Origin of the sequence: Tyzzerella sp. An114, from assembly GCF_002161055.1 — a bacterium.
Taxonomy (GTDB): domain Bacteria; phylum Bacillota; class Clostridia; order Lachnospirales; family Anaerotignaceae; genus Fimicola; species Fimicola cottocaccae.
The window spans coordinates 104,614-129,516 of the sequence record NZ_NFLT01000006.1 but is presented as its reverse complement, the minus strand read 5'-3'; the positions used below and the strand labels follow the sequence as shown (position 1 = coordinate 129,516).

Sequence of the window (24,903 nt, the reverse complement as noted above, 5' to 3'; positions counted from 1 at the left end):
TATGAATTATGTTTCAAAACATAGGGGAGACATTATATTTATGTGTATTGTTTTTCTCCTTGTTTTTATGAGATTTATATATTATGGTTTTAACTATTATCCTCAACTTGACGATTATATACAGTATTACAGTTACAGACAATTTTTGGGAACAATACCTGAAATAATTCAAAAACTAGGGCTTTTATCTGCGAGACCTTTGGCGGGACTTATGGATATTACTATTTGGAATTATTTTTTTAATACCAATATGATTTGGGGAGTTTTTATAATATCTGTAATGTATACAGCTTCAGCTTTTTTATTAAAAAGTGCTTTCTCTAAAATATTTACTGTTGGAAATATATTTATAATAGTATATACTTTATTACCTTTGGGATTTGAGGGTACATACTGGGTAAGTGCATCTTCAAGAATTGTTGTTGGAATGTTTTTGGCTTCTCTTGGTGTGTATTTTTTTTCATGTTATTGTGAAAAAGGAAAATATATAAATTTAATTCTTTTTATTGTTTTTCAGCTTTTATCCTTTGGATTTTATGAACAGGTTATTGTTTTTTCAATAACAGCAACATTTTTAATTATGTTTGTTAAATTTATTTCTAAGGGTAAAAGAACTCTTTTTGCTTTTATGACATTTATTAATGTTATAATATTTGCTCTTTTCACATCATATTTCAAAAGTAGTTCTCTTTATTCTTCAAGGATGGAAATTATGCTTCCTCAAAAAGAAGGATATTTTGATGTTTTTATTCCTGAAGTTTTGAGCCAGTTTAAAGAGGTTTTTATATATGGTAATGTTTATACCATAGTAAAGGGATTTTTAAGAGGCGTAGATATAATATTTGATGATAAATCTTTTGTATATTTGATTTTTATAAGTTTACTTTGTTTAAGTCTTAATATTTTTGAAAAAAAAGTTAAATTAAAAGGAAGTGTAATAGCTTTTATATTTGGTATACTTCTTTTTATTGCACCTATTACACCTTTTTTAATATTGGGCAATCCATGGTTTTCATTTAGAGGTGCTGTTGTTTCCTTTGTTGGACTTGGAATATTTGTTGATACAATATTTAATTTATGTATAAGAAATACAAATATTAAAGGTGTTATTAATTGTGTAATTGCCTTTGTTTTTTCTATTTCTGGAGTTTCTGAAATACATGATTATAGACAGAATTATATTGAAGATAAAAAGGCTGCAACTGCTTATATTAATACTACTGAAAATTTTGATAGTGATTTGAGAATTGGGGTTTTTAATCTCAATGAAGTTAATATTGATAATTCAAATTATACTTTCCATGAGCATATTGCAGGTGTTACAGGTGGAGAATGGTCTTTTTTAGGCTGTTGCAGATATTATGCTAAAAAGTTTGATATTCCACAGCCTGTTCCTTTGTCTTTAGATACTTATATTTATAGACCTTATAACAGTGATATAAATGCTATTGAAAGTTTTGATAAACTTTTATTTTATGATGATGGAAAAATGGTTGAAGTTAATGCTGAAAAAATAGGGGATAAAGAGTATGTTATATCAGGAGAAAATATAAATGGTATAGTGTATGATGAAAATGGCTATGGCATTTTTAGATGGGAGTAATTTTAAATGGATTTTATAAAAAAACTTATAATTCTTTTTGATATAAAGAAGTTTATTAAGTTTGGAATGGTAGGAGTTTTAAATACTATTATAGACGTTATAAGTTTCTTTATTTTAAATGTAGTGCTTGGTATAGGAGGATATATTGCTCAGGTTCTTTCTTTTATAATTGCTACTATAAATAGTTTTATATGTAATAAATATTGGACTTTTGAAAAGAAAAATCCGGTTAAGCGTGAGGAGATAGGTAAATATATTGTAGTTAAATGTTGCTATCTTGGAGTTTCTCTTTTTATGCTTGGACTTTTTGAAAATATATTTAATTTGACACCAATAATGGCTAAAATTCCAGCTACTTGTATGATGATAGGTTTTAATTATATAGCTGATAAATTTTGGGTTTTCAGATAAATTTTTTTAGGGGGAATTAATTATGAAACTTTTGACATTTGAGTATGAAGGTGTAAGAAAAGCAGGTGTGTTGTCTGATGATGAACAAACAGTTATAAAAATATCTGTTGATGGCAAAGAATTTGATGATATAGGCTCTTTTATTGACTTTGCTGATGAAAATGTTATTGATAGTGTTAAAAAGCTTTCACAAGCTTCAAAAGAGGGTTTAAATATTAATTCTGTAAAACTTTGTGCTCCTATTCCTTTTCCAAAACAGGATATTATATGTCTTGGTATAAATTATATGGCTCATGCTGAGGAGTCTGCTAGATATAAAAAAGAAGCCTTTGGAGGAGATAGACCTTTTGCGGTGTATTTTTCAAAAAGAGTTGATGAGGCAGTTGGAGACGGTGGTTTTATAGATGGCCATTTTGATATTGTAGATAGTCTTGATTATGAAGCTGAACTTGCTGTTGTTACAGGAAAAGATGCCAAAAATGTTTCTGAGGAAGATGCTTTTGATTATGTTTTAGGCTATACTATAATTAATGATGTAAGTGCTAGAAATCTTCAGACACAGCATAAACAGTGGTATTTTGGTAAAAGTCTTGATGGTTTTACACCTATGGGACCATGGATTGTTACTGCTGATGAATTTAATAATCCACCAGTTTTAAAAATATCATCAAAGGTTAATGGAGAACTTAGACAGAATAGTTCAACAGACCTTTTAATATTTGGAATTGCCCATGTAATAAGTGAATTATCAAAAGGAATGACTCTTAAAGCTGGAACTATAATATCTATGGGAACTCCTGCCGGTGTTGGAATGGGCTTCGTTCCACCTAAATTTTTGAAATCCGGTGATGTGGTTCAGTGTGAAATAGAAAAAATAGGTTCAATAACTAATACTATATTATAAAGGAGGCATTTTTATGTTAAAAGAAGGAGATAGAATACCTGAATTTTCTCTTTTGGGAGATGATGGAAATATATATACAAATGAAAGCATAAAAGGTAAAAAGACTGTAATTTATTTCTATCCAAGAAGTAATACACCTGGTTGTACAAAAGAGGCACAGTCTTTTCAGAGGGTTTATGATATGCTTATAAGTAATGGTATAAATGTTATAGGCATAAGCCCAGACAAACAGTCTAACCAGATTAAATTTAAAGAAAAATATGAACTTCCTTTTATACTTCTTTCTGATGAAGATAAAAGTGTTGCTGATAAATTCGGTGCTTACGGTGAAAAGAAACTTTATGGTAAAGTTTCTATGGGAATTATAAGAAGTACATTTATTGTTGATGAGGAAGGAACAGTTATAAAGGCTTATCCTAAAGTTAAAGCTGCAGAACATGGTGAGGAGATAGCTAAGTTTTTTGAGCTTATTTAAAGGAAGTGAAAGCTTATGTTTAACAAGAAGACAGTAAAAATTGTAAATATTATTTGTGTTATTGTTTTTGCTATTTATTGTTTTATAGGTATTTCTTTAAGGGGAATTTACATAGATGAAGAGTTTTTTAAAAAGGATATTGTCTCTGAAAATGTTGTGAAGTATAGCAGAGAGTTTAAAGGTGAAAATATTTATTATACTGTTAAAAATAATCAAGATGGAACTTATAATATACAGTATGTAAATTATAATAAAGTGACAGAATATTATTTTAACAGTGTCAATGATATTGAAGTCTATAAAAATGGTGAGAAAATATTAACTACTAATAAAGATGAAAAATTAGATAATAACAATAGTCTTGAAGCTTTTGATATTATAACAATAGCCCATGAAGAACAATCATATACTGTATTAGCTTTGCCTTTATTGGTGGCTGTTGTAATGTTCAACATTATAAATTATATTAATATTACAGAGCCTTTATACTTTTTTGAGAGAAGAAAATATTTATGGGTAAAAGGTGGAGAACCTTCTGAACTTTATATTTTTATGAGAGATTTGGGGTATGTTTTAATACCTGTAATTTCTATAATTTTAATGATAATGAATATTTTTTATATTATGGTTTAATATGTAATGGAGGTACTGTCTATGAAACTTCTTGTTACAGGAGTTTTTCAAATATCTGATTTTGAAATTGATATTTTAAAAAATATGGGTATTGAGATATTTTTTCATAAATATGAAAAAGATATTGTTGAAAAACCTCATATTTATGATGGGATTGTATGTAATGGATTATTTTTATGGAACGATATTAAAAAATTTAGTAATTTAAAATTTATACAGCTTACAAGTGCAGGAATGGATAGAATAGACATTGAATATATTAAATCACATAATATTAAAATATATAATGCTGATTATACATACAGTGTTCCTATGGCTGAGATGATTATTTTAGGAATACTTCAAATTTATAAAAAATCTTTTAATTTTTTTAAGTCTGCTGAAAAACATTTATGGGAGAAACAAAGAAATCTTATGGAGCTTTATGGTAAAAAAGCTCTTATAATAGGGACAGGAAATGTAGGTCGTGAAACCTCAAAGAGACTTACTGCTTTTGGTGTTGATGTTATAGGTGTAAATACTACCGGACACCCTGCTAAAGGTTTTGAAAAATGTGTTTCTATAAATGATTTTAAAAATTTTATTCCACAATCTGATATTATTATTACTTTAATACCATTAAAATCAGACACCAAAGGTATTATTGATAAGAAGTGTTTTGATATTATGAATAATAATACTGTGTTTGTAAATATGGCAAGAGGTGGAATTATAGATGAATATGAACTTAAATGTGTATTAAAAGAAAGAAAAATATTAGGTGCTGTTCTCGATGTTTTTTATGATGAGCCTTTAAGTATTGATAGTGAATTTTGGGATTTTGATAATGTTATAATTACCCCTCATAATTCTTTTGTTGGAGAAGGAAATCATAGAAGACTTTTTGATATATTTTTAAAAAATATAAAAGATTTTTTGAATAAAAAAAATCCTGATTACAATTTGTAATCAGGACTTTTTTTATTATTCAGCTTCTTTAATTACAACTCTTGCGGAAACTACACCGTCAATTTTTTTAAGTTCTTCAATAACACTTTCAGCTTTTCCATCAATGTTATCTGTATCAATAAGAGTGTATGCCCACATACCTTTACTCTTATTAATCATATTGTCGATATTAAGATTTTCTTTTGCAAATACAGCTGTTATTGAACCAATCATATTTGGAACATTTCTGTTTGCAATTGAAATTCTTGTTTTTCCTGTGTATGGTACATCACAGTTAGGGAAGTTTACAGAGTTTTTGATAATTCCGTATTTGAGGAAGTTTATAAGCTCTTTACTTGCCATTTCTGCACAGTTTTCTTCACTTTCTGGAGTTGATGCTCCAAGATGAGGAGTTGTTATTACATTTTTCATTCCAATAAGTTCTCTCATAGGGAAGTCTGTTGCATAGCATGATAATGTACCGTCATTTAATGCTTCAATTAACGCTTCTGTCTCAACAAGTTCCCCTCTTGCATAGTTTAAAAGTCTTGCACCTTTTTTTACTTTTGAGAAAAGTTCTTTGTTAAATGTATTTCTTGTGCTGTCATTAAGAGGGACATGTATTGTTATATAGTCACTCTTAGAAACTAAATCTTCCATTGAAGATGCTTTATGTACATGGCTTGAAAGATGCCAAGCTGCATCTATTGAAAGATATGGGTCATAGCCTATTACGTCCATTCCCAGCTTCTGAGCAACATTTGCAACAAGTACACCGATTGCTCCAAGACCTATTACACCAAGTGTTTTTCCCTGTATTTCAGGACCTACAAACTGTTTTTTTCCTGCTTCTGTTGCTTTTGATATATCTCCTTCAGCATCTTTGAGAGTTTTTACCCATTCAATACCCTGTGAAACTTTACGAGATGATAAAAGAAGACCTGTTATTACAAGCTCTTTTACAGCATTTGCGTTTCCACCTGGTGTATTAAATACAACAATACCTCTTTTTGAACATTCATCAATAGGTATATTGTTTGTTCCTGCTCCTGCTCTGGCAATACCTTTTACACTTTCAGGTATTTCCATTTGATGCATATCGAAACTTCTTAAAAGTATTCCATCGGGATTTTCCATTCTGTCAGAAATCTCAAATTCATCTTTTGGGAATTTATTGAGACCTTTTTCAGATATATTATTAAGTGTTCTTATATTATACATTTTAAAAAACCTCTCTTATTTGTTTTCAGCTTCAAATTTTTTCATAAACTCAACAAGAGCAACAACACCTTCACAAGGCATTGCATTGTATATGCTAGCTCTCATACCACCAACAGTTCTATGACCTTTGAGATTTACAAGACCATGTTCTTTTGCTTCTGAAATGAATTTTGCGTTAAGTTCTTCTGTTGGAAGTACAAAAGGAACATTCATAAGTGAACGGTCTTCTTTTACAACTGTTCCTTTGAAAAGTTCTGAAGAATCAAGGAAATCATAAAGTATTTTTGCTTTTTCTTCGTTCTTTTTCTGAAGAGCCGCAACTCCTCCCTGTTCTTTTACCCATTCAAATACAAGTCCTGCAAAGTATATGCTGTATGTAGGTGGTGTATTGTACATTGAACCATTTTTTGCATGAATATCATATTTTAACATTGTAGGTGTGAAATCCATTGCATTTCCTAAAAGGTCTTCTCTTATTATAACTATTGTAACACCAGCAGGACCAAGATTTTTCTGTGCTCCTGCATATAAAAGACCAAATTTTGTTATGTCAATTTTTTCTGAGAGTATGCTTGAAGACATATCTCCAACAAGAGGAACATTTCCTGTATCAGGAAGTTCGGTATATCTTGTTCCATATATTGTATTGTTAAGTGTTATATAAAAATAATCAGCCTCTGGGTCGAATTTACTTTTATCAAGTTTTGGTATATATGAAAATGTTTTGTCCTCACTGCTTGCTACAACATTTACTTTTCCATAGCGTGATGCTTCTTCAATAGCCTTTTTTGCCCACTGTCCTGTGTTAACATAATCAGCTTTATTATTTTTATTCATAAGATTTAAAGGTATCATTGCAAACTGTGTTGAACCGCCACCCTGAAGGAAAAGAACCTTGTAATTATCAGGTATTTCCATAAGCTCTCTCAAATCAGCTTCAGCTTTGTTTATTATTTTTTCATAGTCTTTTGAACGGTGGCTCATCTCCATAACAGACATACCAGTATCACCGTAAGATACAAATTCTTTCTGTGCCTTTTCAAGTACTTCAAGAGGAAGCATTGAAGGACCAGCAGAAAAATTATAAACTCTTTTCATTTCCAACTAACCTCCGATTTTTTGTTATTTTTTTAACTATATCTATATAGTTATTCTGTTTACAGAATTATTTATAACACTGTTAAGATATATTTGTAAATTATATACTTATGTACTATTCAAGTCAACTGATTTAACTGTTTTTTTATTTGAAAAACAAGGTTTTTTAAATATTTGGAAAGTATGATGGTATTTAATTGAATAATGTAAGTGTTTTTGGTAAAAAAACAAATGTATGTATCAGAAATCATACAATTTGTGTTGTATATTTATTACATAGTCTTTAATTATGCTATTTGTTAAAAATAAGATATTTTTTTCACTTTTGTTTTTATTATTAAAACATGATATACTAAAAAATAAGGGGTTTAGGCATTATTTAAAAAGGGGTTTTTTTATGCGATTAGGAAAATATGTTGAAAAATCACTTGAAAATTTTGATACTTTTCTAAAGTGGACAGGAATATCAATATTTGTTGGAATAATAGTGGGATTTATAGGTGTTCTTTTTCATTTTGCTATTGAACATGCAACGGAATTTAGAATTGAAAATCCATGGCTTATATGGCTTTTGCCTTTTGGTGGTGCTTTTATTGCTTGGCTTTATAAAGTATCTGGAATGGAAAAAGACAGAGGAACAAATTTTGTTTTGTCTGCTGTTAGAGATAATGATATACTTCGTCTTAAAACTGCTCCACTTATATTTATAAGTACAACTGTTACTCATCTTTTGGGAGGTTCTTCTGGTAGAGAGGGAGCGGCTTTACAGCTTGGAGGAAGCCTTGCTTCAAAAATGGGAAGAATTTTAAAACTTGATGAAAAAGATGAGCGTGTAATGACTATGTGTGGTATGAGTGCAGCTTTTTCAGCTCTTTTTGGAACTCCTGTTACATCTGTTATATTCTCTATGGAAGTTATAACAGTAGGTGTTATGCATTATTCTGCCATTGTGCCTTGTATGGTTGCCGCTGTAATGGGAACAAAAATAGCTATGCTTTGTGGTATTCCTCCAACATCTTTTGATATTTCTGTTATGCCTGATTTTGGCATTATGGCTGTTACTAATGTTATTATACTTTCAATACTTTGTGGTATACTTAGTATTTTTTTCTGTGTTGTAATGCATGAGACAGGAGGATTATATAAAAAATATATACCAGACAGTATTATGAGAGGTTTTATAGGAGGAGTTATAGTTATTGGATTAACTATGGTTGTTGGTTGTTATGATTATAATGGTGCAGGAATGAATATTATTGAAAGAGCTTTGATTGGTGAAGCTAAGCCGGAGGCTTTTTTACTTAAAATAATATTTACAGCTATTACCCTTGGTGCAGGATTTAGAGGTGGAGAGATTGTTCCAGCCTTTTTTGTAGGTTCAACATTTGGCTGTGTTGTTGGTGCTATTTTGGGACTTCACCCATCTTTTGCTGCGGCAATAGGTCTTGCTGCTGTATTTTGTGGTGTTACAAACTGTCCTATGTCATCAATAATACTTAGTGTAGAGCTTTTTGGAGGAAGTGGAATTGTATTTTTTGCCCTTGCCTGTGGTGTAAGTTATATGTTATCTGGATATTATGGTCTTTATAGTGAACAGAAAATAATGTATTCCAAAACAAAACCTGAATTTATTGACAAAAAAGTAAATTAAATTTTTTAAAGGTACATTTATATGTACCTTTTTTGTTTATATGCGTATATAGTTACACATAATAAATAAAGATAAAAAGGAGTGAGCGTTTTGGGACATATATATTATAACGGAGATATAATAACTTTAAGTGAAAATGAATACCCTGAAGGAGTTTATGAAAAAAATGGTATTATAGAGTATGTTGGTGAAATATCTGAAATTAAAAAAATTTGTGATGATAAAGATGAATGGGTTGACCTTTGTGGAAAAACTCTTTGTCCAGCTTTTATTGACCCTCACAGTCATATTACTTCTTTAGCAAATACTCTTAGACTTTGTAATCTATCAAAAGCTAATTGTTTTGATGATATAAAAAATATACTTGAAGATTTTAAATTAAAAAGAAATATTAAAAAAGGTGAATGGATTATAGGCTTTGGCTATGATAATAATTTTTTGATTGAGAAAAAACACCCTGATAAAACTGTTCTTGATTTTTTTAATGAAAATCCTGTTTTAATTACTCATACATCAGGTCATATGGGAGTTGCAAATTCAATGGCTCTCAATATATTTTCAATAGATGAAAACAGTGAAAATCCGGAAGGTGGAGTTATAGGCAGATTTGAAAATTCAAAGGAGCCTAATGGATATTTGGAGGAGACTGCCTTTATAAATGTTTCAAAAAATATACCTGAACCAAATTTTGATGAAAAAGTAAAGCTATTTAAAGAGGCTGAAAAAATATATATTCAAAATGGTATACTTACAGCTCAAGAAGGTTTTGCAACTTACAGTGAGGCTGATTTGCTTTATAAACTTTCAAATGATAATTTGATTGATATTGATGTTGTTATGTATGCAGATATGAAAAATAATTCTGATATAACAGAAAAATATAATGACATACTTAAAAAATATAAAAATAATTTGAAATTGGGCGGATATAAAATATTTCTTGATGGTTCTCCACAGGGAAAGACTGCTTTTATGAAAGAGCCTTATAAAGATAGTGGAGATTATAGGGGATATCCTGTTTACAATGATTATAAAGTTGTTGAGTTTTTTGATAAAGCTGTGGAGGAAAATATTCAAATATTGGGACATAGTAATGGTGATGGAGCTTGTCAACAATTTTTGGATTGTTATGAAAAATCCGTTGAAAATAAAGGCGAAAAAGATATACGACCTGTTTTAATACATGGTCAGCTTTTAGGTATAGACCAGCTTGAAAAAGTTAAAAAACTTCATGTTATACCTTCCTATTTTGTTTCTCATGTGTATTATTGGGGAGATATTCATAAAATGAATTTTGGCATTGATAGAGCAAGAAATATAAGTCCAATAAAATCAACAACAGATAAAAATATACTTTTTACAATGCATACAGATACACCTGTTATAATGCCTAATTTTATAGAGGAAATATGGTGTGCTGTAAATAGAATTACAAAGAATGGTGAAGTTTTAGGTGAAAGTCAAAGAATAGATGTTTATAATGCTTTAAAAGGTGTTACAATAAATGCTGCTTATCAATACTTTGAGGAGGATAAAAAGGGAAGTATTGAAAAAGGTAAATATGCCGATTTCATTGTTATTGATAAAAACATTTTGAAAGTTGATAAAAGAGATATAAAAAATATTAATGTCATTAAAACAATAAAGAGAGGTTCTGTACTTTTTGACAGAAATATTCAATTTGATGAACAACATTAAAATATGTTATTTATTTTATATGATTTTATATTTTATTTTCATTTAAAATTGTAAGATATTAAATAAAATCTGTATAAAATACACTTATACAATAAAAATATTCACACTTGTACACAGTTTTAAGGTTTTTACTTGAAATGGTATGCATATTACTGTATAATAACTTTTAATAAATGAAATAAAAAATTATGAGTGTATTTCTTAATTTTACGGGAGGAAAAATTTTATGAAAAAATATTTAAAATCAATTGCTGCTATGGCTGTTATATCAGTTATGGCTTTAGGAATTGCTGGATGTGGAAGTTCAGACAGTAAAACAGATGAAAGTTCTAATGCTAATACAGAAGGAACAACAACAGAGGAAAAAGATACTCTTGTAGTTGCTACAAATGCTGAGTTCCCTCCATATGAATATTATGAAGGTCAGGAGATTGTTGGTATTGACGTTGAAATTATGAAAGCTGTTGGAGAAAAACTTGGTATGGAAGTTACTATTGAAGATATGGCTTTCGATTCAATTATTCCAGCTATTCAGTCTGGCAAAGCTGATATTGGTGCTGCTGGTATGACTGTAACAGAAGACAGACTTGCAAATGTTGATTTCACAGACACATATTGCCATGCTTCACAGGCTATAATTGTTAATGCTTCAAATGAAGAAATTAAAACAGCTGATGACCTTACAGGAAAAACAATAGGTGTTCAGCTTGGAACAACTGGTGATATGTATGCTGGAGATGTTACAGAGAACGTTGAAAGATACAACAAAGGTTTTGAAGCTGCAATGGCTGTTGCTCAGGGTAAAATTGATGCTGTTGTAATTGATGACCAGGTTGCAAAATCTCTTGCAGAGGGAAATGACCAGCTTAAAGTTCTTGACGAGCCTTTCACAGAAGAAGATTATGCTATCGCTGTTAAAAAAGGTAATACAGAGTTAGTTGAAAAAATCAATGGTGCTCTTACAGAACTTAAAGAAGACGGAACAATACAGTCAATCATTGATAAATACATTGCAGAGTAATATTTTTTAGATAAATATAATCACCCACCTTTAAGGTGGGTGTATTTTTGCTTTATAAATAATTTGAAAAAGGGGGATATAAATGTTAAACTCAATGCTTCTTGCAGGCGGTTTTTTTGATAATGTTTCAACAAAATTTTATAATGACTTTATTGCAAAAGACAGATGGATGTTCCTTGCAGATGGTCTTGTAAATACTCTTAAGATAACTGTTTTTGCACTTCTTATAGGTATTCTTATAGGTTTTATTGTGGCTGTTGTTCGTTCAACTCATCAGATGACAGGCAAATTTAAAATACTTAATTTTATATTTGGTATTTATCTTACTATAATTAGAGGAACTCCTGTTGTTGTTCAGCTCCTTATTATAAACTTTATTGTTTTTGCAAGTTATAATAATAAAATTCTTGCCGGTATACTTTGTTTTGGTATAAACTCTGGTGCTTATGTTGCAGAGATTTTCCGTTCTGGTATAATGTCAATAGATAAAGGACAGATGGAAGCTGGAAGAAGTCTTGGTTTTAACTATTTCCAAACTATGCTTCTTATAATAATGCCTCAGGCAGTTAAAAATGTTCTTCCTGCCCTTGGAAATGAAATGATTGTACTTGTAAAAGAAACTGCTGTTTCAGGTTATATTGCTATTCAGGACCTTACAAAAGGTGGAGACATTATAAGAAGTCAAACTTATGACGCATTTTTCCCTCTTTTTGGTGTAGCTGCAATATATCTTGTAATAACACTTCTTATGTCAACAGCAATAGGAAAACTTGAAAGGAGATTGAGAAACAGTGACCACTGATAATGTTTTAATAGATGTAAAAAATCTTGAAAAGGCTTTTGGAGATTTTAAAGCTCTTAATGATATAACAACAACTATTAAAAAAGGTGAAGTTGTGGTTATTATTGGACCTTCTGGTTCTGGTAAATCAACATTTTTGAGATGTCTTAATCTTCTTGAAGTTCCAACAGGTGGACAGATACTTTTTGATGGTGTTGATATTACAGATAAAAAAACAGACATAAATATGCATAGACAGAGAATGGGTATGGTTTTCCAGCATTTTAATCTTTTCCCACATCTCACTATACTTAGAAATATGACTATTGCTCCTATGAAACTTCAGAAAAAAAGTAAAGAGGATGCAGAAAAACTTGCTATGGAGCTTCTTGATAAAGTAGGTCTTAAAGATAGAGCTGATTCTTATCCTTCAATGCTTTCTGGTGGACAGAAACAGAGAATTGCTATTGTAAGAGCTTTATGTATGCAGCCTGAAGTTATGCTTTTTGATGAGCCTACTAGTGCTCTTGACCCTGAAATGGTTGGAGAGGTTCTTGAAGTTATGAAAGACCTTGCTAAAAATGATATGACAATGGCTGTTGTTACTCATGAAATGGGATTTGCTAGAGAAGTTGCAACACGTGTTATATTTATGGCTGATGGAAAGATTGTTGAGGAAGGAACTCCAGATGAGATTTTTGAAAATCCTAAGAGTGATAGACTTAAAGCTTTCCTTGCTAAAGTTCTTTAATTTGATAATAAATAAATTTTTGGAGAAACAATTTTTTAATTGTTTCTCTTTTTTTGAAATAAAATCTATTTTTTTTACGTCTAAAAAAATATAAGGGGGGATTTTATGAAAAAATTATTATTATGTATTATTATGACCACTTCTATTTTATTATCTTCAGTTTCAGTTTTTGGAGCTGATGCTAGATATGCTATTAATTTTACACCTTTTACCCATGAGGTGACAAACTCAGTAGTTAATATTAATGGCAGTCTGTATATTAATCCTTATGACTTAAATAGTATTATTAATTGTGTTGTTACTGATAATGAGAATTTTATATCATTTGATTATAAGTATAAAAATGAAATAGTAAAATATTATAAGTCAGAGGGAAAAGTTGAGATTTATAATAAAGATACAAACAAAACAGATGTTAAAACAGATTTGAAAAAAATTGAATATTATAATAATAAATATTACGTTCCTTTGAGAGATTTTTTTGAGGCTCTTGATTATTCTGTTGGGTTTAAAAATGAAAATGGTGTAAATTATATACCTATAACAGTGGGAAAAACTGTTTCAAGTTATAAAGATAAATATTCAACATTCTTTGCTAAAACTATAAATAGTATTTCAAATAGTGAAAATCAAGTTGTTTCACCTTATGGAATTATGACTGTTATGGGACTTATGGCGGAAGGCTCTAATGGTGAAACTAGAAACGAAATTTTGAAAGCTGTTGGTTCGGATAATATTGTTGATTTTAGAGAGTATATGAAAAATTATAATGATTTTCAACTTAAAATGAGTAATTCAAAATATGGAACTATAAATGTTTTTAACTCCGTTGTTTTAAACAGTGCTTTTAATAGAAATATAAAAAATGAGTATAAAGAAAATATTGAAAATTATTATAATGGAAATGTATTGACTATTGATAGCCCTGAAAGTTTTGATAAAATTTTAAGTGAGAAAACTAATGGAACTATTTTGAAATCTGGTTTTGATAAAGATTTTGAAAATTTTGATACTTCTTTTACAAGTACAGTTTATATTGATTTTGATTGGACTGAAAAATTTGATGTTAATTCAACAGAAAAAGGTGTCTTTAATAATGCTGATGGAACAAAATCAGATGTTATGTTTATGAATAAACTTTTGACAACTTCACAGTATTATAAAGATAATAATGTTGAGGCTGTTGTTCTTGATTATGTTGAAGATGCAAACAAAGGTGATTATAAAATGGTTATTGTCACATCAACTGATAATATTACAGCGGATGACATTAAAAATATAAACAATAATTCAACTGATAGATATGTAAAACTTAAAATGCCTAAATTTAGAATTGATAATACTGTTGATTTGGAGGAAAGTTTGAAAAATATGGGTGTAAATACTATATTTACAGATAGTGCAGATTTTTCAAATATGACAGATGAAAGTATTAATATATCTTCTTTGACACAACATAATATTATTGATGTGAACGAGGAGGGAACTACTGCTAGTTCTTTCACAGAAGCTACATATTACAGAGATGTGCCTGAAAATATTGTTGAAATTAATATTGATAAGCCTTTTACATATTATATATTTGAAAAAACATCAGGACAGATTATATTTGCAGGTAAATATAATAAAGGGGTTAATTAATTATAAGGGGGATAAAATCCCCCTTTTTTAATAATACTTTTTATATATATCTTCTCTGCGGTCTAATTTTAATTTGAATGATTTTCTGTATTCAACAGCTTCTTTAGGTTCTATATCATATATTATAAGGCTTTCTTCTTCTGTTAATTCTGTCAGACTTTCACCAAAAGGATTTATTATTCTAGAATGACCGTTATAATTTAATGTAATGTCCTTTCCTGTTCTATTTACTCCCACTATAAAACATTGATTTTCAATAGCTCTTGATTTTAATAATAAATCCCAGTGGTTTATCCTCTCTGAAGGCCAATTTGCTATTACAAATATTATAAGGCTTTCTTTTGAACATATTTGAAAAATTTCGGGAAACCTTAAATCATAACATATTAAAGGTGAGCATTTTATTCCTTTTAATGAGAAACTTTCAACACTATCTCCGCCCATATAATAGTCTTTTTCCATTCCGAAGGAGAAAGGGTGTATTTTGCTGTAATTACAAATTATATTGCCTTTGTCATCACATACAATAAACTTGTTTAATGATTTTTCATTTTCTTTTATTGATAAACCAAAGCCAATATATATATTATATTTTTTTGACATTTCAGAGAAAAATTTTATTGTTTTGGAGTTTTCAAAATTTTCAGACATTTTTTCTGTATTCATTGTAAATCCTGTAAGGCTCATTTCTGGAAAAACTATTATGTCACAATTATTTTTTGATGCCTTTTCAATCATTGTTTTGCATTTTTCAATGTTTTTGTCTTTATCTTCCCATATTATATTTGTTTGTCCTAAAGATATTTTCATATTATCACACTCCTTTATTAATAAGTATACTTTTTTTATGTAGATTAATATATACTTTTCTGTTAAAATTAAAAAAATAATAATTTATTTAAGGAGTAATGTATTTATGAAAATGATTTCTTGGAATGTAAATGGTCTTAGAGCCTGCGTTGGAAAAGGCTTTGAGGACTTTTTCAAAAATATAGATGCTGATATTTTTTCAGTGCAGGAAACTAAACTTCAGGAAGGACAGATTGATTTTAAGCCTGAAGGATATTTTGGTTATTGGAACTATGCAGATAAAAAAGGATATTCTGGTGTTGCTGTATTTACTAAAAAAGAGCCTTTATCTGTTTTTTATGGAATGGGTATTGATGAACATGACCATGAAGGACGACTTATAACTCTTGAGTTTGATGACTTTTATCATATTACAGCCTATGTTCCTAATTCTCAAGATAAACTTGCAAGAATTGATTATAGAATGAAATGGGAAGACGATATACTTTTATATATGAAAAAACTTGAGGAGAAAAAGCCTGTTATACTCTGCGGTGACCTTAATGTGGCACATAATGAAATTGACCTTAAAAATCCTAAAACAAACAGAAAAAATGCAGGTTTTTCTGATGAGGAAAGAGAAAAATTTACAAATTTAATTAATAGTGGTTTTATAGATACATTTAGATATTTCTATCCTGACAAAGAGGGTATTTATTCTTGGTGGAGTTATAGATTTAATGCAAGAAAAAATAATGCCGGTTGGCGTATAGATTATTTTATTGTTTCTGAAAGTCTTAAAGATAGACTTGTTGATGCTAAAATTCATACTGAAATTATGGGAAGTGACCATTGTCCTGTTGAGTTGGAAATAAAATAAAATTAAAAGCAGACTAAAATTTTTAGTCTGCTTTTTTATTAAAGTTCTGATGTACAGTTTGGACAGCGAGTAGCATCTATATGTATGTTTGTTTTACAGTAAGGACATTCTTTTGTTGTTATTTTTGGTGCTTCTTCTTGTTTTTTCTTAAATCTTGTTATGATTTTAAGTGCAACAAATATTACAGCTGCCATTATTAAAAAGTCTAAAACTTGTGATATAAAAAGTCCATAATTTATTGTATCTGTAACAGCTTCTGCCTCTGCTATTGTTGCATATTTGTTTCCGTCAACAGCATAAAAAAGTCCGCTGAAATCTGCCCCACCTGTGAATATACCTACTATTGGCATTATTATATCATTTACCAAAGATGTCACAATTTTACTAAATGCTCCACCTATTATAACACCCACTGCCATGTCTACTACATTGCCTTTAAAGGCAAATTTTTTGAATTCTGCCAGTGTAGTTTTAATTTTCTCCATATTTCCTCCTGTTACTTTAATTTAGTATATTTTTCTATGACATTATATATAATATAAATACATTTTGTCTATAAAATTTTTCTTAAATTTATTTTATATAAATTAAACGCTTTTTTAACCTAATTTTAAAAATTTTTGGTGTATAATAATGTTGACGTAAATTTTAATAGATAATATACTAATAATAAGTATGTTTATATACTTTTTTGAAAGTAATTTATTCGGAGGTGAACAGTCATGGACGGCAGTGGAAGTAGTTGCGGTGATGGTATACCGTTGTGTGAGTACATAATATATTGTTTGAATTTCGGCGAAGCTGCGTACATGGACGGTCGCCTTTATCAGTATGCCCTTTTTTGACCTGTCTTTAACCAGTACGATTTTTTTCTTTTTATGTCTAAATGAAAATCATTTCGCCACAACATTTCAATATTTTTGAAATGTTTTTTTGTTTGACTAATATTATGTGCTCTGTTGATAGAAAATATAAACTATAAACGGAGGTGGCATAAGTGGAAGAAATGGAAGTAGTATTTGATGAATATATAAAACTTATGGAGTCTGGAAATTATATTGAACTTAAAAGGGAGCTTAATGATGAAAATGCTGCAAACCTTGCAGAGTTTTTTGAGGAGCTTCCTGCTGATAAACAGCTTTTTATTTTCCGTCTCTTAACAAAAGATAATGCAGCTGATGTATTTTCATATATGGACTCTGACACACAGGAGCATATTGTGAAATCTATCACTGATAATGAGGTTAGAAATATTGTTGATGAGCTTTGCATGGATGATACTGTTGACTTTTTAAGTGAAGCTCCTGCAAATCTTGTTACAAAAGTTCTTAGAAATACAGATGAAAACAAAAGAGAGCTTATAAATAAATTTCTTAACTATCCTGAAAACTCAGCAGGAAGTATTATGACTATTGAGTTTGTTCAGTTTCATGAGCTTATGACTGTTGCAAGGGCTATGGAACAGCTTAGAAAAACAGGTGTTGACAAGGAAACAATTTATACTTGTTATGTTGTAGATAGCTCAAGAAAACTTCAAGGGGTTTTGCCTCTTAGAAGACTTATTTTAGCTGATGATGACACAATAGTTAAAGAGCTTATGAATGATGATATTATTACTGTTGGAACTCTTGATGACCAGGAGTATATATCACATCTTTTTAAGAAATATAATCTTATAGCTATGCCTGTTGTTGATAAGGAAAATAGACTTGTTGGAATTATTACAGTAGACGATATTGTGGACGTTATCGAACAGGAAAATACAGAGGATATTGAGAAAATGTCCGCTCTTTTGCCTTCTGATGATGAATATCTTAAAACAAGCGTTTTTGAACTGGCAAAAAATCGTATACCTTGGCTTTTGGTTCTTATGATTTCTGGTACAATTTCTGGAGCTATTATGGGATTATATGATGACCTTCTTGCTAAAGTTATTGCTCTTTCAACATTTGTTCCTTTACTTATGGGTACTGGAGGAAATGCAGGAAGTCAGGCTTCTACCCTTATAATTCGTGGTATGGCCCTTGGCGAAATTGAGATGAAAGATATTTTGAAAGTAATATGGAAAGAGTTCCGTGTAGGTATAATAAGTGGTGCAATACTTTCTATTGTTAACTTTATAAGACTTACTGTTATGCATCCAGAACAATTCTTTGTAAATATTACAGTTTCAGTAAGTATGCTTTGTGTTGTTGTGGTTGCCAAATCAATAGGTTGTACTTTGCCTATATTTGCTAAAAAATGCGGATTTGACCCAGCTATTATGGCAGGTCCCCTTATTACTACAATAGTTGATTCTGTTGCTTTACTTATATTCTTTAATATAGCAGGTATTCTTGTTTAAATATTGTTTAAATAAATGTGAGGTGAGTTTTATGGATGGCTGTGATGGGTGCAGTTATATTTATTTTTTGACGTTAAAATTTAATATTGTACACAGCAAAAAAAGCCTTCTATAAACATTTATATATTTGTTTTCCACAGGCTTTTTAATGCTGTGGGAAAGAGATATGGTGGCATATATGGATAAATTACTTGTTATCAAAGAACTTTTTAGACTTTTTCAGTCACAGGATTATGATACTCTTGTAAAAGAAATTGCTGATACAAATGCTGTTAATGTTGCAGAATTTTTGGAGGAGCTTTCCGATGAAAACAGAATTTTTGTTTTTAATATTATGGATAGCGAACAGTGTGCCGAAGTTCTTACATATATTGACGAGGATATCAGAGAAGATATTGTTGAAAAAATATCTGATGAAAAATTAAAAGATATTATAGACAATGCTTTTATAGATGATGCTGTTGATTTCTTATCAGATGCTCCAGCAGAACTTGTGTCAAAGGTTCTTAGAAATACTGACACAGGAAGACGAGAAATTATAAACAGACTTCTTAATTATCCTGAAAATTCAGCAGGAAGTATTATGACAGTAGAGTATGTTGAGCTTAATATTAAAAATACTGTCGATGAAGCTATGAAAATAATAAAAGTAACAGGTGAGGACAAAAAAACACTTTATAGCTGTTATGTTACTGATGATAACAGAAATTTGAGAGGTGTTGTTTATCTTAAAACTCTTATATTTTCAAAAGGTGATGAGATTATAAAAAATCTTATGAATGATGATTATATAAGTGTTAATGTTGATGATGATAGAGAGTATGTAGCACAGCTTTTTAAAAAATATAATCTCATAGCTATGCCTGTAACAGATATGAAAGGTGCTCTTGTGGGAATTATAACAATAGATGACATTGTTGATGTTATTGATGAGGAGAGTACAGAGGATATTGAAAAAATGTCCGGTCTTGTGCCTTCTGAAGACGAGTATTTAAAAACAAGTGTATGGACACTTTCTAAAAATAGAATACTTTGGCTTTTAATACTTATGGTTTCTGGAACTTTGACAGGAAGTATTATAGGAAAATATGAGGATATACTTTCCTCTGTTGTTATACTTGCCTCATTTGTTCCTTTACTTATGGATACTGGCGGAAATGCAGGAAGTCAGGCTTCTACTCTTATAATTCGTGGTATGGCTTTAGGCGAAATAAGAACAAGAGATATTTTTAGAGTAATATGGAAAGAAATGAGAGTTGGTGTTCTCTGTGGTTTATGTCTTGGTAGTGTAAACTTTTTAAGACTTATGATATTCAGTCATCAGAATTTTTTAATTAATTTTACTGTTTCACTGAGTATAGTTTGTGTCGTTGTTGTTGCAAAAACTGTTGGCTGTATATTGCCTATAATAGCAAAGAAATTAAAAATTGACCCGGCTATTATGGCAGGTCCTTTTATATCAACTGTTGTTGATGTTATTACTCTTCTTATATTTTTTAATCTCTCAAATATATTTATATTCTAAAATAAAAGACGGATTTTTCCGTCTTTTTTTATTTGTTATTGTTTTATAAAGTTTTTTTGAATATGTATTATGTAATGTAAAGTAGCTTTGTAATATATAGTGGTGTTTTACGCTAACAAAAAATTTGAATGATGTTTTTTATGTGTTTAAAATGGTCTTATAAATGTTTGGGAGGTTTTTAAAAATGATACTTACTCTTTTAAATATATGCACAAAAAAGACAGAGTTTATACGTGAAAGTATTGAAAGCGGAAAACAATTTTATTTGGATAGAGCTTTGAATATAAAAAATAGTTTTTTTATGAATTTTTTTGAGTTTTCAATAGAAAGTACTGAAGCTGATATATATGAGTATTTTGTTGAGACAGAATGTGAAAATAATTTTTTCTATGACAATATATTTCTTATGGATAGGGAGAGAGGAAGACGGTTTTTTAAAGTTATGGCAATTCACAATGCTTTGAAAACTGTTAAACTTGATAGTAAAGTTATAGATGCAAAATCTATGGAGAAATATATATTTAATGTGTTTCTTTTTAATGAGGGAGAAAAGAAAGTTTATAGACTTTTATATAAATGTATAATGGAATATGAAATGGAGTTTCAAAGACTTTTTTCCATTACAATAGCAAAATATGTTTTTCAAAGAGATAAGCTTAGCCCCTTTGCATTAGCCTTTATTGAAAATTTCTGTTATAATTCTTTTAACGAATTCTATAATTCATTTACAAAATATATTTCAATAAGTAGAAGACTTGAAAGAGTTGTTGAATAAATTAAAGGTAATTAATAAAGAGGTGTTAAAATGGGACAGGGAACTTGGACAAATGAACAATGGCAGGCTATAAATGAGAGAAATGGAGATATTCTTGTGGCAGCAGCGGCTGGTTCTGGAAAGACTGCTGTTTTGGTGGAACGTATAATAAGCCTTATAACAGAGGGTGAAAATCCTCTTGACATAGACCGACTTCTTGTTGTTACATTTACAAAGGCGGCGGCTGGTGAGATGTGCGAGAGAATAGGCGATGCCATAATTAAAAAACTTAATGAGGACCCTGAAAATCCACATTTACAAAAACAGCTTACTTATATAAATAGAGCCGATATAAAAACAATAGACTCATTTTTTCTTAAAATAGTTAAAGAAAATTATAATATTGCAGGAATAGACCCTTCTGTCAGAACTGCTGATACTGCGGAGACAGAGCTTTTAAAATCTGAAGTTATGGACGAACTTTTCGAGGAACTTTATAACAGTGAGGATAACGAAAAGTTTTTAGCCCTTGTTGAAAGCTATGGTGGAGGTACAAAGGATACGGGACTTCGTGATATTATTATGAAGGTTTATACATTTTTGCAGAGCAATCCTTATCCTGAAAAATGGGCTAATGAAATACTTGAGGATTTTGATATTGATGAAAATATTTCTATTGATGATACAAAATGGGGAAAACTTATATGTGAAAATATAAAGTTTGAGACAGAAGGAATAATTAACGATATTAAGGGGGCTTTTAATATAATTAATTCCCCTAGTGGTCCTGAAGGTTATAAAAATGCTGTTACAGATGACTATAATGCTCTTATGGATTTTTATAATAATATGGGTGATACTTTTTCATCATGCTATAATGCCTATCAAAATGTTGAGTTTGCAAAAAAGATAGGTATGTATAAAGGTGAGTATAAAGATATTGCCGAAATGGTAAAAAAATTGAGAAATGATGCTAAAGATAATTTTGTCAGTTTGGGAGAGAAGTATTTTAAAGTTGAACCTGAATTTTCTCTTTCTCTTATATCAAAAATGGCACCTGTAATAAAAGAACTTATTCGTGTAACGATGGTGTTCACTGAAAAATATAATAATGAAAAACGTGAAAGAATGATTATGGACTTTAACGACTATGGTCATTTCTGTATAAAAATTTTACTTGAGGAAGGTTCTACAATAGATAATCCTATACCTTCAAAGGTTGCTAAAGAACTTCAAGAAAGATATGATGAAATACTTATTGATGAATATCAAGACAGTAATTTTATACAGGAAATGGTTTTGTCTGCAATATCTAAAAAAGATATAGGAGAAAATAACAGATTTCTTGTTGGTGATGTAAAACAGAGTATATATCGTTTTAGATTGGCTAAACCTGAAATATTTATGGATAAATATGAAAAATTCAGTGTTGAGGGTAAAGGTCTTGAAAAACGTATTGACCTTTTTAAAAATTTTAGAAGTAGAGATAATATTCTATATGGCACAAACTTTTTGTTCCGTCAGCTTATGACAAAAAATTTAGGTGAGATTGTTTACGATGACAGGGCAGCTTTATATCCCGGTGCAAATTTTCCAGAAACTGAATATAATGTGGGGGGAGATATTGAACTTCATGTTATAGAAAAGAAAAATAGTGAAAATATTTCTGATGATGTGGCAGAAGTGGGAACTGCTGAGATTGAAGCATATTTCACTGCAAAGAGGATAAGAGAACTTATTGATAGTGGATATATGGTTTTTGATAAGAAAACTAAGGAATATAGAAAAGTAGAGTATAGAGATATTACTGTACTTTTGAGAAGTAAGAAAAATTGGACTGATGCTTTTTCTGAAGTTTTTGAAAAAGAACTTATACCTGCCTATGCTGAGGCGACAGCCGGATATTTTGACACTGTTGAAGTTGAAACTATAATGGACTTTCTTAAAATAATTGATAATCCATTACAGGATATACCTTTTATAGCTGTTTTAAGGTCTCCTGTTTTTAGATTTAATGGTGATGAACTTGTTGATATTAAACTTGCAGGAAAAAGTGAAAATTTCTTTGACTGTGCTAAAAATTATATAACTGCTGATGAAAATAATAATAAAACAGCTGAAAAACTTAAACATTTCTTTGATATACTTGAATATTTTAGAGATTTGTCAGAGTATACTTCTGTAAGTGAGATTATAAGAGAGATATATAATAAGACAGGATACTTTGACTATGTAGGTGGAACTTATGGTGGAAAAATAAAACAGGCTAATTTGAGACTTTTGATTGAAAAAGCTGAAGAATATGAAAATAGTAGCTTTAAAGGTCTTTTCCACTTTGTTAGATATATTGAGAGAGTAAGAAAAAATGATATTGAGGCGGGAGAGGCTTCTATAACAGGTGAAAATGATAATATAGTTAGAATTATGTCTATACACAAAAGTAAGGGACTTGAATTTCCTGTTGTAATAGTTGCTGGTATGGGTAAAAACTTTAATAAAACTGATATAAGAGACAGTCTCCTTCTTCATCAAGATTTGGGAATTGGTGGGGATTATATTGATTTTGAAAATAGAGCTAAATATTCAAATATAACAAAATTTGTACTTGCTCAAGAAATTGACAGAGAAAATATATCAGAAGAACTTAGGGTTTTATATGTTGCCTTAACTAGAGCTAAAGAAAAACTTATACTTATGGGAAGTATATCTGATATTTCTAAAAAATGTATGGGATATATTACTGATACATTGGGAGCTGGTCTTACACTTTCACCTTATAAAATGCTTAAAGCTTCAAATTATATGGATTGGGTTGTGCCTGCTCTCGTTAGACATAGAGAAGGTCAGAAAATATTTAATATTGCTGGTGCTGAAAATATTTCCTTTAACAGAGAGCTTTTTGATGATGTTTCAAATTGGAGTATATACTTCCGTGATAAAAGTGAAATTGAGTCCATGATTAAAAAAGATGATACAGAAAATATTTATGATTTTGATTTTAGAAATTTTGACAGTGAAAAAGATTACAGTGGTCATAAAAATGAAATAAGAGACAGAATGAATTGGACTTATCCTAATATAAAAGCTACTGTTCTTCCTTCAAATATATCTATATCAGAGATAAAAAGAAATGCCTATATAAGTGAGTATTCAGAGGACAGTATATTCTCAACAGATGAGGATTTTGAAATTCCTGATTTTAATAAACAAAAAGAGATTTCAAAAAAGGCTAGAGGTACTCTTATTCATACTGTTATGGAGAAAATTGATTTTTCAAAGGATTATACTATTTTGGAAATACAAAATTTTATAGATAGTCTTTTTGATGAAGGTATATTTGATAGTGATGAGGTTAAGGCTGTAAAGAATTATCCTTTTGTAAGATTTTTTAAATCTGAAACGGGAAAGAGAATAAGACAAAGTAATAAGGTGTTTAAAGAAATTCCTTTTACATTAAGTCTTACACCTTTTGAGGTCTTTGGTACAGATGAATACAAGGATATGAATGAAAGTATTATGATACATGGTATTATTGACTGTTATTTCTATGAAGGTGATAGTATTGTTCTTGTAGACTATAAGAGTGATAAAGCTGATGTTGATGAAATTAAAAAGAGATATAAAATACAGCTTAAACTCTATAAAAAAGCTCTTGAGAGAATAACAGGAAAAGTCGTTAAAGACTGTATAATATATTCCTTTGAAAATAATTGTGAGATATATATTTAATAAAAAAAAACAGCCATATTTTTATGGCTGTTTTTTTATTATTAAAATTTTATTAAGATATTTGTTT

Annotated in this window: 22 protein-coding genes; 18 read left to right on the top strand and 4 right to left on the bottom strand. The window is 29.7% G+C overall.

Features of this window, described 5'->3' with window-relative positions; genetic code table 11:
* The first annotated feature begins 1 nt into the window (after window position 1).
* Genes B5E58_RS07565 through B5E58_RS07540 form a run of 6 tightly spaced genes read left to right on the top strand, consistent with a single transcriptional unit; the run spans window position 2 to window position 4,974 of the window.
* Entirely contained in the window at window positions 2-1,603 is a 1,602-nt protein-coding gene (locus B5E58_RS07565; protein ID WP_088109082.1) for a glucosyltransferase domain-containing protein, read from the top strand.
* 6 nt (window positions 1,604-1,609) lie between these two features.
* On the top strand, window positions 1,610-2,014 hold the full coding sequence (locus B5E58_RS07560) for a GtrA family protein (RefSeq protein WP_088109081.1): 405 nt from the start codon (window positions 1,610-1,612) through the stop codon (window positions 2,012-2,014).
* A gap of 22 nt (window positions 2,015-2,036) precedes the next feature.
* Window positions 2,037-2,918 carry a fumarylacetoacetate hydrolase family protein gene (locus B5E58_RS07555; protein ID WP_088109080.1) on the top strand — a complete coding sequence of 294 codons (882 nt, stop codon included), beginning with the start codon at window positions 2,037-2,039 and terminating at the stop codon, window positions 2,916-2,918.
* Window positions 2,919-2,931: 13 nt separating this feature from the next.
* Window positions 2,932-3,393 carry a thioredoxin-dependent thiol peroxidase gene (gene bcp, locus B5E58_RS07550; protein WP_088109079.1) on the top strand — a complete coding sequence of 154 codons (462 nt, stop codon included), beginning with the start codon at window positions 2,932-2,934 and terminating at the stop codon, window positions 3,391-3,393.
* A gap of 15 nt (window positions 3,394-3,408) precedes the next feature.
* Window positions 3,409-4,026: a hypothetical protein gene (locus B5E58_RS07545; protein WP_088109078.1), complete on the top strand. Its 618-nt coding sequence runs from the start codon at window positions 3,409-3,411 to the stop codon at window positions 4,024-4,026.
* Window positions 4,027-4,047: 21 nt separating this feature from the next.
* Window positions 4,048-4,974 carry an NAD(P)-dependent oxidoreductase gene (locus tag B5E58_RS07540; protein WP_158097702.1) on the top strand — a complete coding sequence of 309 codons (927 nt, stop codon included), beginning with the start codon at window positions 4,048-4,050 and terminating at the stop codon, window positions 4,972-4,974.
* Window positions 4,975-4,989: 15 nt separating this feature from the next.
* On the opposite strand, the gene B5E58_RS07535 is transcribed toward B5E58_RS07540, so the two are convergent.
* Together B5E58_RS07535 and serC are read right to left on the bottom strand one after the other, a co-directional pair.
* The gene (locus B5E58_RS07535) at window positions 4,990-6,174 is read right to left on the bottom strand and encodes a phosphoglycerate dehydrogenase (protein ID WP_088109076.1); all 1,185 of its coding nucleotides are present in this window, start codon (window positions 6,172-6,174) and stop codon (window positions 4,990-4,992) included.
* Window positions 6,175-6,189: 15 nt separating this feature from the next.
* Window positions 6,190-7,272, bottom strand: coding sequence for a 3-phosphoserine/phosphohydroxythreonine transaminase (gene serC, locus B5E58_RS07530; RefSeq protein WP_088109075.1), 1,083 nt, complete (start codon window positions 7,270-7,272; stop codon window positions 6,190-6,192).
* A 397-nt stretch (window positions 7,273-7,669) separates the two neighbouring features.
* Between serC and B5E58_RS07525 the strand changes: the two genes are divergently transcribed.
* From B5E58_RS07525 to B5E58_RS07500, 6 genes are all read left to right on the top strand, one after another.
* Window positions 7,670-8,923 carry a chloride channel protein gene (locus tag B5E58_RS07525; protein WP_088109074.1) on the top strand — a complete coding sequence of 418 codons (1,254 nt, stop codon included), beginning with the start codon at window positions 7,670-7,672 and terminating at the stop codon, window positions 8,921-8,923.
* Between the two features lie 90 nt (window positions 8,924-9,013).
* Window positions 9,014-10,621: an amidohydrolase gene (locus B5E58_RS07520; RefSeq protein WP_330395621.1), complete on the top strand. Its 1,608-nt coding sequence runs from the start codon at window positions 9,014-9,016 to the stop codon at window positions 10,619-10,621.
* A 226-nt stretch (window positions 10,622-10,847) separates the two neighbouring features.
* A complete protein-coding gene (locus tag B5E58_RS07515; protein ID WP_088109072.1) occupies window positions 10,848-11,642 on the top strand; it encodes a basic amino acid ABC transporter substrate-binding protein in 795 nt (264 codons plus the stop codon).
* Between the two features lie 82 nt (window positions 11,643-11,724).
* Window positions 11,725-12,444, top strand: coding sequence for an amino acid ABC transporter permease (locus B5E58_RS07510; RefSeq protein ID WP_242956627.1), 720 nt, complete (start codon window positions 11,725-11,727; stop codon window positions 12,442-12,444).
* A complete protein-coding gene (locus B5E58_RS07505; protein WP_088109071.1) occupies window positions 12,434-13,174 on the top strand; it encodes an amino acid ABC transporter ATP-binding protein in 741 nt (246 codons plus the stop codon). The genes B5E58_RS07510 and B5E58_RS07505 overlap by 11 nt, the downstream gene beginning before the upstream one ends.
* A 105-nt stretch (window positions 13,175-13,279) precedes the next feature.
* Entirely contained in the window at window positions 13,280-14,815 is a 1,536-nt protein-coding gene (locus tag B5E58_RS07500; RefSeq protein WP_088109070.1) for a serpin family protein, read from the top strand.
* 27 nt (window positions 14,816-14,842) lie between these two features.
* Here the strand turns inward: B5E58_RS07500 and B5E58_RS07495 are convergent, their stop codons facing one another.
* Window positions 14,843-15,625: a carbon-nitrogen family hydrolase gene (locus tag B5E58_RS07495; RefSeq protein WP_088109069.1), complete on the bottom strand. Its 783-nt coding sequence runs from the start codon at window positions 15,623-15,625 to the stop codon at window positions 14,843-14,845.
* Window positions 15,626-15,731: 106 nt separating this feature from the next.
* Between B5E58_RS07495 and xth the strand changes: the two genes are divergently transcribed.
* Window positions 15,732-16,484: an exodeoxyribonuclease III gene (gene xth, locus B5E58_RS07490; RefSeq protein ID WP_088109068.1), complete on the top strand. Its 753-nt coding sequence runs from the start codon at window positions 15,732-15,734 to the stop codon at window positions 16,482-16,484.
* Between the two features lie 38 nt (window positions 16,485-16,522).
* Here the strand turns inward: xth and mscL are convergent, their stop codons facing one another.
* Window positions 16,523-16,969, bottom strand: coding sequence for a large conductance mechanosensitive channel protein MscL (mscL, locus tag B5E58_RS07485; protein ID WP_088109067.1), 447 nt, complete (start codon window positions 16,967-16,969; stop codon window positions 16,523-16,525).
* Window positions 16,970-17,206: 237 nt separating this feature from the next.
* Between mscL and B5E58_RS13885 the strand changes: the two genes are divergently transcribed.
* The 5 genes from B5E58_RS13885 to addA all read left to right on the top strand — a co-directional run bounded on the left by B5E58_RS13885 (window position 17,207) and on the right by addA (window position 24,836).
* Complete coding sequence (locus B5E58_RS13885; protein WP_275532719.1) at window positions 17,207-17,329, top strand: hypothetical protein; 123 nt, start codon at window positions 17,207-17,209, stop codon at window positions 17,327-17,329.
* 161 nt (window positions 17,330-17,490) lie between these two features.
* A complete protein-coding gene (gene mgtE, locus B5E58_RS07480) occupies window positions 17,491-18,828 on the top strand; it encodes a magnesium transporter (protein WP_088109176.1) in 1,338 nt (445 codons plus the stop codon).
* Between the two features lie 178 nt (window positions 18,829-19,006).
* Window positions 19,007-20,353: a magnesium transporter gene (gene mgtE, locus B5E58_RS07475; RefSeq protein WP_088109066.1), complete on the top strand. Its 1,347-nt coding sequence runs from the start codon at window positions 19,007-19,009 to the stop codon at window positions 20,351-20,353.
* Window positions 20,354-20,537: 184 nt separating this feature from the next.
* Window positions 20,538-21,128, top strand: coding sequence for a hypothetical protein (locus tag B5E58_RS07470; protein ID WP_088109065.1), 591 nt, complete (start codon window positions 20,538-20,540; stop codon window positions 21,126-21,128).
* Window positions 21,129-21,158: 30 nt separating this feature from the next.
* Window positions 21,159-24,836, top strand: coding sequence for a helicase-exonuclease AddAB subunit AddA (gene addA / locus B5E58_RS07465; protein WP_088109064.1), 3,678 nt, complete (start codon window positions 21,159-21,161; stop codon window positions 24,834-24,836).
* The last annotated feature ends 67 nt before the right edge of the window (window positions 24,837-24,903 follow it).